Annotated in this window: 9 protein-coding genes; 6 read left to right on the top strand and 3 right to left on the bottom strand. The window is 71.4% G+C overall.

Going from position 1 to position 14,085, the window contains the following annotated elements; all coding sequences use genetic code 11:
* The first annotated feature begins 415 nt into the window (after positions 1-415).
* From OG252_RS13800 to OG252_RS13815, 4 genes are all read left to right on the top strand, one after another.
* A complete protein-coding gene (locus OG252_RS13800) occupies positions 416-3,640 on the top strand; it encodes an amidohydrolase family protein (RefSeq protein ID WP_443068404.1) in 3,225 nt (1,074 codons plus the stop codon).
* Positions 3,641-3,931: 291 nt separating this feature from the next.
* The gene (locus tag OG252_RS13805; protein ID WP_266432348.1) at positions 3,932-4,069 is read left to right on the top strand and encodes a hypothetical protein; all 138 of its coding nucleotides are present in this window, start codon (positions 3,932-3,934) and stop codon (positions 4,067-4,069) included.
* 198 nt (positions 4,070-4,267) lie between these two features.
* A complete protein-coding gene (locus OG252_RS13810; RefSeq protein WP_329336299.1) occupies positions 4,268-5,800 on the top strand; it encodes a GMC family oxidoreductase in 1,533 nt (510 codons plus the stop codon).
* Positions 5,797-7,233, top strand: coding sequence for an aldehyde dehydrogenase family protein (locus OG252_RS13815; RefSeq protein WP_266432352.1), 1,437 nt, complete (start codon positions 5,797-5,799; stop codon positions 7,231-7,233). The genes OG252_RS13810 and OG252_RS13815 overlap by 4 nt, the downstream gene beginning before the upstream one ends.
* A 221-nt stretch (positions 7,234-7,454) precedes the next feature.
* Here the strand turns inward: OG252_RS13815 and OG252_RS13820 are convergent, their stop codons facing one another.
* From OG252_RS13820 to pdxA, 3 genes are all read right to left on the bottom strand, one after another.
* A complete protein-coding gene (locus OG252_RS13820; protein WP_329336302.1) occupies positions 7,455-8,135 on the bottom strand; it encodes an SDR family NAD(P)-dependent oxidoreductase in 681 nt (226 codons plus the stop codon).
* Positions 8,136-8,195: 60 nt separating this feature from the next.
* Entirely contained in the window at positions 8,196-9,008 is an 813-nt protein-coding gene (locus tag OG252_RS13825) for a DeoR/GlpR family DNA-binding transcription regulator (protein WP_266432357.1), read from the bottom strand.
* A 62-nt stretch (positions 9,009-9,070) separates the two neighbouring features.
* Entirely contained in the window at positions 9,071-11,356 is a 2,286-nt protein-coding gene (gene pdxA, locus OG252_RS13830) for a 4-hydroxythreonine-4-phosphate dehydrogenase PdxA (protein ID WP_266432359.1), read from the bottom strand.
* 221 nt (positions 11,357-11,577) lie between these two features.
* Here pdxA and OG252_RS13835 point away from each other — a divergent pair, with 221 nt between their 5' ends.
* Positions 11,578-13,152, top strand: coding sequence for an ABC transporter substrate-binding protein (locus OG252_RS13835; RefSeq protein WP_266432361.1), 1,575 nt, complete (start codon positions 11,578-11,580; stop codon positions 13,150-13,152).
* Positions 13,153-13,155: 3 nt separating this feature from the next.
* Positions 13,156-14,085: an ABC transporter permease gene (locus tag OG252_RS13840; protein WP_329336306.1), complete on the top strand. Its 930-nt coding sequence runs from the start codon at positions 13,156-13,158 to the stop codon at positions 14,083-14,085.

The raw sequence follows: 14,085 nt of genomic DNA on the forward strand, positions 1-14,085 counted from the left end.
CACTCGCGCCCCACCGCAGGAGGATGACGTGGCGATTGCGATCACCGAGGCCTGGAGCGCCGGCCGGACAGTGGCCGCGCTCCTCAACGACGCCGCCTGCGCGGCACGTTCAGCGCATACCGGTAGCCCGGCATACCGGCGCCAGTCATCGCGAAAAGAGCAGGGGCCGTATCCCGAAGCGGAGGAGGACGGCCCCGCCGCGTGCCGACCCGTGGGGACGGGGATTGGCGCGCTGGACGGGCCCGGCGGCCGATTCCCTGTCACGGGAGCGACCGCCGGGCCCGGTCACCGCACGGCACTTCCATAGAAAGAAAGAGGTGTCGGCAGGTGTCCGGCCGACGGAGAAAGAGTGGCCAGCCACGCCCGATCCCGTCTGCCGGGGCACTGCCGATGCAATGATTACTTGCGAGGATTGATGGATCAGCACGATGAATTGTCTCGTCGACGCGCTCTGAGGGCCGGGTTGGGCGGGCTGGCCGGCGCAACCGTTTCGCTGCCTTCCGGACAAGCCTCGGCATCTTCTGTTTCCTCCTCTTCTGTTTCCTCCTCTCCCGTCTCCTCCTCCGTCAACGGTGCGGCTGCGCTTTCGGCACCGGCCAGGACTTATGACTTCACCGCCGGCACCAATGCGTTCGTGACCGCCTCGCCCGTCGGCGGCCCGCTGATCGCCGCGGTGCAGGGTGTGTTGTGGTCGGTTCCGCGTGCGGGCGGGACGGCGACGGCACTGACCTCGGCGGACCTGGAACCGGCCCGTGTGGCCTGGTCGCCCGACGGTTCGCGGATCGCCGTCTGCGCGTATCAGGGGGGCGGGTTCCATGTGTGGACGATGGCGGCGGACGGTTCCGGTCTGCGTCAGCTGACATCCGGACCCTGGGACGACCGGGGTGTGTCCTGGTCGCCCGACGGTTCGCGGATCGCGTTCTCGTCCGAGCGCGGCGGGGATCCGGTAGCCGGAAGTTCCTACGGCATCTGGACGGTGGATGTGCGGTCGGGCGAGTTGGCGCAGCTCACCGACGACGCCGATGCGGAGGACTACGACCCGGTCTGGCACCCGGACGGCACCCGGCTGGTGTTCGTCAGAGCCGGAGCCAAGGGCGGACGGGCCCTGGCCTCTGTCCCGGCCGGGGGCGGGGAGGTGTCGGTGGAACGTACGGTGGACGCGGGCACGTTGGTGGGTCCGGCGGTCGCCACGGACGGCCGGGTGGCCTACGTCCACGTGGGCGATTTCGCCGCGCCCTTCAATGCGGCGAGTTCCGTCCTCATGGTGGACGGCGAGGCCGTGACCGACGGTGAGGACGTCTCTCCGTTCCCGCCCTGCTGGGCCCCGGACGGTGAGCTCTTCTATGTCGCCGACGGGCAGGTGAGGGTCCGGCATCCGGGCACCGCTCAGTCCGCGCCGGAACATGTCCCCTTCACGGCGTCGCTGAGCCTCTCCCGGCCGGAGTACCGCCACAAGCGCTACGACTTCGACTCGTCGGCCGACCGTGAGGTGCGGGGAATCCACCTTCCGGTGCTCTCGCCCGACGGGAAGTCGGTTGCCTTCGCCGCACTCAATGCCCTGTGGGTGATGCCGATCGGCGGTCGTCCCCGGAAGCTGGTGCAGGCCCACGCGTCCGCCTATGTGCAGATGCCGTCCTGGGCACCGGACGGAGAGAGCGTCCTGTTCTCCTGTGAAGGAGACGCGGACGGCAGCAGCCTGATCAGCGTCCACCGTCACTGGCTGGGCAGCGATCGCGCCGACGTGCTGGCAACCGGAGGCCGCCTGCACCCCGTGATCTCCCCCGACGGCTCCCGACTCGCCTGCCACGACTCCACGGGCAACCTCCTCATCCGTGACCTGGCCACGGGGAGCGAGGAGACGCTCGTCGCGCCGCTCGGTGCCAACGGCCTGCCCGGCCCCCCGAGTTGGTCGCCCGATGGCAAGTACATCGCGTTCTGCGACCGCAACCGGCTCAACTCCCGGTTCCGCGAGGGATACAACGTCATCCGCGTCGTCGACACCGGTACCGGGCAGTGGACCGCCCATCTGCCCGCACCGCACGCCTCCCTGTCCGACCGTGGTCACGGCGGCCCGGTGTGGTCGCCGGACGGCTCGGCCATGGCGTTCATCATGGAGTCCGCGCTGTGGGTCATGCCGGTGCACCCCGACGGCACACCCGCCGGTGATCCATCGCGCCTCACCGACGAAGCGGCCGACCACCCCTCCTGGTCGGGCGACTCCGGCAGCTTGCTCTACGAATCGAGCGGTCGGCTCAGGCTCATCGAACGCGACGGCACCGGCCGACGCACCATCCCGGTGCCGCTGCAGTACCGCCGCTGCCTGCCCTCCCGTTCCGACGTCACCAGAGTGCACGTCGGACGCCTGTGGGACGGGACCGGCGAGACGGTCCGCGAGGATGTCGACATCGTTGTCCGCGGCAACCGCATATCCGCCGTCGAACCCCACCGCGCCCGGGCAGCGGCGGGCGAGAAGCTGATCGACGCGTCCGGCTCCACCGTCATCCCGGGACTGTGGGACTCCCATATGCACCCGTGGCAGTACACCTACGGCGGCCGGCAGAACAGCCTGATGCTCGCCTACGGCATCACCAGCAGTGTCTCGCTGGGCGGTTTCGCCCACGAGGCGGTACGCATCCGAGAGTCCGTGGCCGCGGGCAGCATGACCGGACCGCGGCTGTTCGCCACCGGCGAGCTGATCGACGGCAGCCGGGTCGCCTACAGCATGGGCAGGGCCCACCGGACCCGGGACGGCGTCAGGCGATCACTGGAACGGGCGGTCGACCTCGACTACGACTTCGTCAAGACCTACGTACGCGCCCCTACCTGGATCATGCGGGAGGCCGTCCGAACCGCTCACGAGGAACTCGGGGTCCTCTCCGGAAGCCACTTCCTGTCACCAGGCGCAGCCGTCGGCCAGGACCTCACCTCTCATCTGCAGGCCACCGAGCGTGCCGAGTACGGACACTCCCTCTCCCCGACCGGGCACGCCTACCAGGACGTCCACGAGATGTACGCGGGCGGCGACTTCAAGATCATTGTCACGCCGTTCATCGCTCTGGCGCTGCTCATGGCAGACCCCTCGCCGGCCAAGGACCCCCGCGTCACCACGCTCATGCCCCCATGGGACACCGCCTTCGTCCAGGGAATCGCGGCGACCCCGCCCAGCGATGCCGCCACCCGCGCCCTCCAGCAGGACGCGGCCGTCTTCCGGAAGATCGTCGCCGACGGCGGCACAGTCGCCCTGGGCACCGACGCTCCCCTGACCCCCACTGGCCTCCAACTCCATCTTGGCCTCCGCGTTCTGCATCACTCCGTCGGCCTGTCCGCCGCACAAGCGCTGCGCACGGCCACCTCCGTCCCCGCGGAACTCTTCGGGGTCGGCGACGACCTCGGAACCCTGGAACCGGGCAAGCTCGCCGATCTCGTGGCGATCGACGGCAACCCCTTCCAGGACTTCGATGACCTGATCCGTACCTCGTGGGTCATGCGCGACGGCGTTGTGCACCGCCAGGACGACCTGGTCGACGCGTTCGCCACCAAGTCGGCTGAACAACGCACCGCAGACCACACCGACTGGCTCACCGTCAGCCGAGAGCTGCGCCGCGAACCCTGTTGCTCCCGGCACTCCTTCGACGTCTAGGGGCTGTCCGGCGGAGCACTCGCGTTGCTGATGCCCCGCCAGTCCAAGGCCGACGGCCCGGCCGCCGACCGCCGCCCCGGCCGCCATCTGAACCCGCACACCCCCGACTTGAGGAAACCTCCGTGCTGAACAGCGTGTAAAACCCGACTTCGCCGGGGCCATCTCCTGCCGCACGGGCCGGCGATGGCCTCGTGACACGGAGCTGGGCCCCCCGGAAGGCGTACCGACCGCCGGAGCCGTCCTGATCGTCCGGGCCGAAGCACCACGGTCGGCAGGCGCGACGCCTCCGCCGTGATCCGCGTAGGCCGTGAGACGCTGCTCGCGTTCGGGCTGCAGAAGACGGCTCCCGCCGTCCTGCGTAGGAAGAACGCGGCGGCGGTCCGCGCCGGCGCCACGGAGCGAGCCACGAGTGCACCCGCCGTGTCCTGACCCCGCCCCTCTCTGCGACTGCCCCTTTCTGCGACTCCCGCCACAGCTGACAGGTCGCCCCATAGACCCGCAGGGGACACGTGCGCCCGGCCACAGGGCCGGCCCCTCCGCCCGCGCACAGCCGTTCGTGCCCGCCTCCGCAACAGCCCGTGCACGACGGCACAAGCGGGCAGCCCGTCCGTCTGTGACCCTCCCGTCATGCGAGCAACACACACCGTTTACGACCACATCGTGGTGGGCGCCGGTTCCGCGGGCTGTGCGCTCGCGCGCAGACTCGTGGACGCCGGCCGGACCGTCCTGCTGATCGAGATGGGCGACCGGGACGACAACCCGGCCATCCACGACCCCGGGCGCCTGTGGGAGCTGTGGAACTCCCCGCAGGACCACGCGTACACCACCGAACGCCAACGGCATGCCTCCGGCACCCAGGTGTTCTGGCCGCGCGGCAAGGTCCTCGGCGGCTCCAGTGCCCTGAACGGCATGATCTACGTCCGCGGCAACCGGGCCGACTACGACAGCTGGGCCTACCAGGGAGCTGCGGGCTGGTCGTACGACGAGGTGCTGCCGTACTTCAAACGCTCGGAGGACTTCGAGGACGGCGCGTCGTACTACCACGGGGCCGGCGGTCCGCTGCCCGTCAGCCGGAACCACTCCCCCAACCCGGTCACCACCGCCTTCATCGAGGCATGCCAGGACTACGGGATCGCCTACAACGACGACTGCAACGGCCAGGACCAGCTCGGTGTGAACCTGCTGCACCGCAACATCCGCGACGGCAGGCGCGTCAGCGCGTGGACCGCCTTCGTGGAGCCGGTGCTCGACAGCGCGCTGCTGACAGTGATGACCGGCGCGGCGGTCACGCGCGTCCTGGTGGACGATGGCCGGGCGCGGGGCGTCGAGCTGCTGCGCGAAGGCCGTACGACGGAGATCAGCTGCGAAGGAGACGTGATCCTTTCCGGCGGCACCATCGGATCGGCCCAGTTGCTCCTGCTCAGCGGTGTCGGGCCGGCGGACGAGCTGCGGACCCTCGGGATCGGGGCGATCGCGGACCTGCCGGGAGTGGGTGCGAACCTGCACGACCACACCCTCGCTCCGGTGGTGTGGGAGTCGGCACGGCCGGTACCGCAGGGCACGGCCAACGCACTGGAAGCCCACTACTTCGCCAAGTCCGACCCGGCGCTGGCCGTGCCGGACCTGCAGCCGCTGATGTCCCACCTGCCACTGCCGGTGCCCGACATGAACGTTCCGGAAGAGGGCCACGGCTTCTCGGTCCTCGCCGGGACGATCCGTCCGCTCAGCCGGGGCCGCCTGTGGCTCCGCTCGGCCGACCCCACCCAGGCTCCCGTCCTGGACCCCGGCTACTTCTCCGAGCCGTCGGACCTCGCGGCCATGGTGCGGGCCGTGCAGCAGGTGCGGGAGATCGGCGAGGAGAAGTCGCTGGGCGACTGGCGGGCCCGCGAGGTCGCACCCGGACCGTACGTGCGTACGGACGCGGAGGTCGCCGCGTACATCAAGCGGACCCTCCTCAGTTATCACCACCAGGTGGGCACCTGCCGTATGGGCATCGACCGCATGGCGGTCGTCGATCCGCAGCTGCGCGTCCACGGCGTGGCCGGCCTGCGCGTCGCGGACGCCTCCGTCATGCCCTCCGTCACCTCCGGCAACACCCACGCACCTGCCGTCATGATCGGCGAGCGCTGCGCCGACCTCATCCTGGGAGCACAGCTGTGACCAACACCCTTTTCATCGGTGGCGAGTGGCAAGCCGCGGCCTCCGGCGCGGAGTTCGAGACCCTGGACCCGGCGACGGGACAACCCCACGCCCAGGTGTCCCTGGCCGGTACCGCGGACGCCGACGCGGCCGTACGGGCCGCCCGCACCGCCTTCGAAAGCCCGGAGTGGGCGGGACTCACCCCGGCCCAGCGCGCCCGGATCCTGTGGCGCATAGGCGACCTCATCGAAGAAAACGCCGAGGAACTGGCCGAGTTGGAGACGCGCGACCAGGGCCAGCCGCTCGGCGTCTCCATGGCGGTCAGCGTCGCCACCGCCGCCGAGCACTTCCGCCACTACGCCGGCTGGGTCACCAAGATCTACGGCGAGACGGCGCCACTGTCCATCCCCGGCGTGCTGCAGTACACCAAGCGCGAGCCGGTGGGCGTGTGCGCGCTGATCACTCCGTGGAACTTCCCGCTCATGATCGCGAGTTGGAAGATCGCACCGGCTCTCGCCTGCGGGAACACCGTGATCGTCAAACCCGCGGAACAGACCCCGATGACCACGGTGCGGCTCGTCGAGTTGTGCCGGGCGGCCGGTGTGCCGGACGGCGTCATCAACCTGCTGACCGGTGGTCCCGAGGCCGGCCGGGCCCTCGTCGAGCACCCCGGCGTGGACAAGGTCTCCTTCACCGGTTCGACCGAGACGGGCAAAGAGATCGTCCGGGCTTCCGCCGGCAACCTCAAGCGGGTCTCGCTCGAACTCGGCGGGAAGGCACCGAGCCTCGTACTGCCCGGCGCCGACGTGGACGCCGCCGTGGCGGGCTGTCTTCAGGGCGCGCTCCTCAACAGCGGCCAGGTGTGCGCCGCCTACACGAGGTTCCTCGTCCACCGCTCCCTCGCCGACGAGTTCGCCGAGCGCTGTGCCAAGGCCGTCAGCGGGATGCGACTCGGCGCGGGCAGCGCGCCCGACACCGAACTCGGCCCCCTGGTCACCGGCGAACACCGTGACCACGTCCACGCACTGGTGCGCAGCGGGGTCCAGGAAGGCGCCCAGCTGCTCGCCGGCGGGTCCCCCGTCGACGACCTGCCGGGCTTCTTCTACCAGCCGACCGTGTTCACGGGTGTACGGGACGACATGCGCATCGCCCGCGAGGAGATCTTCGGCCCGGTGCTGTCGATCCTGCCGTACGACGAGGAGGACGAGGCCGTCGCCCGCGCCAACGACAGCGAGTACGGCCTGGCGGCGGCCGTATGGACCCGCGACGTGGGCACGGCGCACCGCGTGGCGGGCTCCATCCGCGCGGGCACGGTGTTCATCAACATGCCCAACCCCGTGGACGCCTCCGCCCCCTGGGGCGGGTTCAAGGCCAGCGGCTGGGGCCGGGAGATGGGCAGCGGAGCCATCGATGCGTACACGGAGGTCAAGAGCGTGTGGACCTCGCTCGCCTGAGGTACCCGCCCGGCGCGGACAGGCAGCCCCGGCGGGTTCGGACCGCACGATCCTGAGGATGATGCGTAGCCTGTCCGTCCGGACACCCGGACACCCGGACACCCGGACACCCGAACGAGGATCTCGTCGTCGCCCCGGCTCCACGATCAAACCCGCGCGGGTGCACAGTGCCCGCGACGACGTTCCGGGCGCCCAGCAGCGACATCCCCGGCGCGCAGATGTCACAGTGAGGCCCCGGCGCACTGGACGAGTTGCTGGCCGGTGATCGCTCCGCCGTCCGGGCCGAGGAGGAACGCGGTCAGGCCGGCGACCTCGTCGGGAGAGACGAACCGGCCCAGGGGCGGGTGCGCCGGGGGCGTGCGGGCGCGGCCGGGGTCGGACAGCATCGGAGTGTCGGTCGGGCCGGGGGCGATCACGTTGACGGTGATGCCGCGGACGGCCAGTTCCGCGGCCCAGGAGCGCGCGAGGGCGGGCAGGGCGGCCTTGGTCGCGGCGTACTGGCTCTTGCCGGGTACGCCGGTGGCGGTGCGGCTGCCGACGAGGACCACGCGGGCCCCGTCAGGCAGCCGGTCGGCGAGGGTGTCGACGAGGATCGTGGCGGCCTGGACGTGCACCCGCCACATCAACTCGCCGTCGTCGGCGGACAGTTCACCCAGCGGCGCCGAGCGCTGGAGCCCGGCGGCGTGCACGATGGCGTCCGGGGCGGGTACGCCGTCGAGGACCCGGATCAGTTCGGTGGGCTCGGCCAGATCCGCCGCGAGCCAGGTCAGCCCCGGCGCGGGTACCGGACGGCGGCGGCTGAGCCCGGTGACCTGCCATCCCTCCCGCAGCAGGCGACCACTGATCGCCTCGCCGATTCCCGAGCTGACGCCGGTGACCAGGGCGCGCCGCGTCTCAGTCATGGCACACCCGCAACACCCGCCCGGCCCGTGTGCCGACGTGCTCGGCGCTCTCCGCCGAGGTCATGAGGGCGATGTCCGGTGCTCCGGGTCGGTGGATGCCGGCACCTCGGTCAGCACCACCTCGACGCCTCGCCCGCGCAACTCGGCCACGATCGACGGGTCGGCGCCGTCGTCGGTGACGAGGGTCCAGCCGTCCGGGAGTTTCGCCCAGGCGTGGAAGGGGCGGCGGCCGAGCTTCGCCGCGTGCGCGAGGACGTACACATGGTCGGCGCGGCGGGCCATCAGTTCCTTCAGCCGCGTCTGGCGCAGGTCGGCCTCGCAGATGCCGTGCTCGGGCGAGATGCCGTCGGTACCGAGGAAGACCCGGTCGAAGGTCATCCGTTCCAGTGCGGCCTCGGTCAGCGGACCGACGAAGCCCTGGCTCAGCGGCCGCAGCGTGCCGCCGAGACACTCGACGTGCACCGTCTCGACGTCGGAGAGTTCCTGAAGAGCCGTCAACCCCGTGGTCGCGACCGTCAGTTCCTTCGCCGAGCGCAGTTCGTGGGCGAGGGCGCCCACGGTCGATCCGGCGTCCAGCAGCACCGTCTCACCGGCGCGCACCTCGGTGGCGGCGCGGCGTGCGATGGCCCGCTTCTCCTCGAACGCCTCGCCCGTACGCTGCCGGAGCGACGCCTCGGGATGGGCGGTCAGCGCCATGGCGCCGCCGTAGGTGCGGGCCAGCCGGCCGTCGGCGGTCAGCTTGGCCAGGTCGCGGCGGATCGTGGAGGGCGTGACACCGAAGCGTCGCGACAACTCCTCCACGCTGGTGAGGCCGGTCGTGGTGGCCACGTACAGGATCCGTTCGCGCCGGGCCTTGGATCCGAGGGGAGACATCTGTCGTGGAGTCCTTCTCTGCGCGGACTGCGGACTGCGACTGCGGACTGCGAGCGGCGGTCTCAGCGGACCGCTGCGGACGACATCTCGGCTGCCTGGCGCACGGCCTCGACCATGCTACCGGCCTCGGCCACGCCCTTGCCCGCGATGTCGAAGGCCGTTCCATGGTCCACCGAGGTGCGGATGACGGGCAGTCCCACGGTCAGGTTGACGCCCGCCTCGATGCCCAGCACCTTCACCGGGCCGTGCCCCTGGTCGTGGTACATCGCGACGATCAGGTCGTAGTCGCCGCGCCCGGCGAGGAAGAAGGCAGTGTCGGCCGGGAGGGGGCCGCGGGCGTCGATGCCGTCCGCGCGCAGCACGTCGAGGGCGGGGACGATCTTCTCCTCCTCCTCGCCGTAGCCGAACAGTCCGTTCTCACCCGCGTGCGGGTTGATGCCGCAGACGCCGATCACCGGCTTCGCGACACCGGCCCGCACCATCGCGTCGTGACCGCGCCGCACCGTGCGCTCGACCAGGCCGGGTTCGATGCGCCGTACGGCGTCGATCAGGCCGATGTGGGTGGTGACGTGAATGACCTTCACCCGGGGCGTCGACAGCATCATCGACACCTCGTCCACGCCGGTGAGGTGGGCCAGCAACTCGGTGTGGCCCGGGTAGACATGCCCGGCCGAGTGCAGGGCCTCCTTGTTGAGCGGCGCGGTGCAGATGCCGTGCACGGCGCCCTTCAACGCGAGGTCCGCGGCCACCCGTACGTACTGGTAGGCGGCCTCGCCGGCGAGGGCGGACAGTTCGCCCCAGGGCAGGTCGGCGGGGAGCAGGTCCAGGTCCACGACGTTGACGCGGCCCGGTGGGAACTCGGCCTCGCCCGGGGCGGTCACGGAGACGATGTCGCAGTCGACACCCAGGATCGCGGCGGCCTGCCGCAGCCGCCCGGCGTCACCGATGACGACGGGGCGGCAGCGGGCGAGGGTGTCCGGGTGCAGCAGCGCCGGGACGATCACCTCGGGGCCGATGCCCGCGCCGTCTCCCATGGTCACCGCGATGAGCGGCAGGGAACGGTGGTTGTCGGCGGTCGGGATCGCGTTCACCGGGAGGTCTCCTTGCGGTGGAAGGTGGGGGAGGTGGGGGAGGTCCGGCCGGAGCGCCGTGGCGATCCGCAGCAGGGAATCGGTGTCGCCGAAGCTGCCGGGCCGGGTGACGACGTGGCGTCCGTCGGGTGTGAGTGCGTGGACGGCGCCGTGGTGGATCTGGCCGAGTGGCGTCAGGTGCGCAACGCCGAGCGCGTCGAGGACGTGGCGGGCGGTTTCGCCACCCGTCAGGACGAGGTCGGCATCGCCCGCGCGGTCGGCGGTGAGGCGGGCGAGTGCGGACACCAGGCGGCGGGCCGAACCGGGCCGGATGCCCGGGCCGCTGTCGATGCTGAGGACGGTGACATCGTCCGACATGCCCTCCATGGCGGCGGAGTCCAGGACGTCCGCGTTCACGGATACATGGCGGGCACCGCGCTCCGTGAGTTGCGCGATCTGCGCAGGCGCAGAGGGATCGGCGGTGCCGACGACGACCACGAGGGGCCGTTCCCGGCGCCCCCCTGCCGGAGCCGGAGCCGCTTGTCCCGCCGTGGTCGCGGCCCACGCCCCCTCGGTACGTCCCAGCAGGCGGCCGACCGCCGCGGCGAGGCCGCTCGTGCCCACCAGGCGAACACCGGGACCGCAGTCGAGCGCCGCCCCCGCGATCAGGTCCAGGTCGGCGTCCGTCTCGGCGTCGCACACCGGAAGCTGTCCGGCGCTGACCGCCGCGCGCAACACGGCGGGCAACGCGTCGCCCCGTACCGCCTCCAGCGGGACGAGCGTCGTACGGGCGTCCCCGAGCGCGGCGGAGATCGACGGCGGGGGCGCGGTGCTCTCCGCCCGCCAGGCGTCCGTGCTGTGCAGGGGGACGCCGTCGAGATGGACGACACCGCCACGGACCGTGCGGCCGAGGGCGGGCAGGGCGGTGGCGACGACGACGCCCTCGGCTCCTTCGGCGCAGGCGGCCGTCTCGGCGGCGAGGTTGCCCCGCAGCAGCGAGTCGGCCTTCTTCAGCACCAGAACGTCCGAGGGCACGGCTCGCAGTGCCTCGCGTACGCGGCGGGCCGCGTCGGCCGCGGGCAGGGACCGGCAGTCGAGGTCGACGACGAGGGCCTCGCCGTACGCGTGCGGGTCCAAGGACGCCGGACCGAGCACGATCCGGCCCGGCACGCCGAGTGCCACCGCGGTCTCCGCCGCCCCGGACAGGTCGTCGGCGAGCGCGAGGACGCGTCGCGGCGCCGTCCCCTCGCGGAGGGGGGAGGTGGAGGGGAAGGGCACATCATCCTCCTGGGCCGGTGGTCGGAGAGAGACACGCGGGGCGGCCTCGGCGCTCGATGATGGCACATCCTGCGCGATGTGCGCGAGACCTCTTGCGTGATCCGCGCAACCGTGGAACGGTTTCCGGCGCGACAGAAACCGACGGCAACCGACGGCGTCCCGCGGGACCGGAGGCCGTCCCGAGCCGGTCGCCCGCACAAAGAAACCCCGAGAGGTCGACGATGACCCGAACTCCTCCGAGTGAGACGCCCAGCCGTCGCACCCTGCTGCGCTGGGGCGCGGCGGGCGGTGCCGGTCTCGCTCTCTCCCCGCTGACCGCCTGTGCCGGACCCACCGGCACCCCCGGCCCCGGCACCCTCACCCTCGGGCTGAACCGCTCGCTGGTCAGCCTGGACAACAAGCTCAACCAGTTCGACGCCGCGGTGACCGTACAGCGGGCCGTGCGTCAGGCCCTCACGGCCATCGGTCCGGACATGCGACTCACCCGGGTCCTCGCCGACCGGTTCGAGATGACCGCGCCGACCACCTGGAGCGTCCGCCTGCGCGACGGGATCCGCTACTCCGACGGCCGGCCCGTGACCGTCGACGACGTGGCCACCGCGGTGCGGCTGTACGGAGAGGTCGCCGGCTCGTTCATCCTCGGCCTGTTCCCCGAACTCCCCGAGGTCGAGGCGACGGGCGAACGCACCCTCCTTCTCCACACCCGCGAACCGGTGCCCATCCTGGACCGGCTGATGGCCAACATCCTCATCACCCCGGCGAAGGACAACCGGCCCGAGGAACTCCGCTCCGGCGTCGGCACCGGCCCCTACCGGGTGATTGGCGCCAACAGCGGCGCGGGCGAGTACACCCTGGCCCGCGTTCCGGACTACTGGGGCGGGCGGCCGCCCGTCGAACAGGTCCGGGTCCGCTTCGTACCGGAGGAGTCGAGCCGGGTCGTCGCCCTGCGCAGCGGCGAACTGGACGTCATCGACACCATCACCCCCGACTCCGCCGAACAGCTCACCGGGCTGCCAGGCGTGCATCTGGAGCAGACGGCCGGGGTGCGGATCTGCCAGCTCTTCTACAACTTCCGCAAGCCGCGGGGGCATCCGCTGGCCGACGCCCGGGTGCGCCGGGCGCTGACGTACGCCATCGACGGCGAGTCCCTCGTCCGGGACGTGCTCACCGACTCGGCCGAGCAGGCCCAGGGAGTGGTCCCGCTCAGTCTCCAGGGCGCCGAACGCACCGGCCGATACGCCTACGACCCGTCACGGGCGCGGCAGTTGCTCAGGTCCCTGGGCGCCGAGGGGCTGCGGATCAAAATCATCTGGGAGTCGGGCGAGTTCGCCGCGGACGCCTCCGTGATGGAGGCCGTCGCGGAGATGCTGAAGGACGTCGGTGTGCGCGCCGCCCTGCAGCAGTTCGAGCCCGGCGGCGACATCCTCAAGTGGCGCCAGGGCAAGGGAGGCGACTGGGACGTCATCGGCAACGGCTTCCCCGGCACCACCGGCCAGGCCACCACCATGCTGCAGGCGATGTACGCGGGCACGGCCAAGGACGAGCGCACCGGTGACGCGTTCATGGGCTACGTCATCCCCCGCATCGCCCGACAGCTGTCCGACGCGGCCACCGAGACCGATCCCGCCACCCGTGACCGCAAGCTGGCCGCCGCCCAGCACTCCGTGTGGGACACCTGGCCGGCCATGTGGGCCTTCGTGCCGAAGACCGTGCTCGCCCGCCGCGCCCGCGTCGACGGCGTCCGGCTGCTGCCGATCAACTCCTACGACCTGACCGCCGTACGGCTGGAGGGCTGAGCCGTGACCAAGTACCTCGCCCGCCGTCTCGGCCAAAGCCTGCTGACCGTCTTCCTGACCATCTCCACGGTCTTCGTGCTGGTCCGGCTCGCCCCCGGAGACCCCGCCGCCGCATACGCGCCGCCGAGCGCCACCACCGAAGACCTGGAGCGGATCCGCGCCCAGTTCGGCCTCGACAAGCCACTGATCACCCAGTACGGGATCTTCCTGCGCGACCTGCTGAACGGCGACCTCGGCACCAGCTTCTCCTTCCGCGACTCCGCCCTCAGCGTGGTCCTGGACCGCATGCCGTACACGATCACGCTCTCCCTCGCGGCGATCGCCGTCACCGTGGCCGTCGCGGTCCCGCTCGGGGTGTGGATGGCCCGCCACGCCGACAGCTCGCGCGAACTCGGCGCCAACGTCCTGACCATCACCGGACAGTCCATGCCGGACTTCTGGACCGGCGTGATGCTGCTGACCGTCTTCGCCGTGCTGCTGCCGGTGCTGCCCGCCTCCGGCTTCACCTCCTGGAGCGGCCTCGTCCTGCCGACCGTCACCATCGCGGTCCTCCAACTCGCCCTCGTCTCACGGCTCGTACGCCGCGAGATGACCACGGCACTCGCCTCGCCGTACATCACCGTGGCCCGCTCGCGCGGTGTCTCCGAACGGGCCCTCACCTGGCGGTACGCCCTCGCCAACTCGTCCGTCCCGCTGGTCACCGCGATCGGCACCCGCTTCGCGGCACTGCTCAACGGCGTCGTGCTGGTCGAGGTCGTCTTCGGCTGGCCCGGCGTCGGTTCCCTCGTCGTCCGCGCCCTGGAGACCCGCGACTACCCGCTCATCCAGGCGACCGTCCTGGTCACGGCGACCCTCGCCATCCTGGTCCAGCTCCTCGTCGACCTCGCCTACCCGCTCCTCGACCCGCGGGTCCGACTCGGAAAGGCGGCCTGA

Origin of the sequence: Streptomyces sp. NBC_01352 (genome assembly GCF_036237295.1) — a bacterium.
Lineage (GTDB): Bacteria > Actinomycetota > Actinomycetes > Streptomycetales > Streptomycetaceae > Streptomyces > Streptomyces plumbiresistens.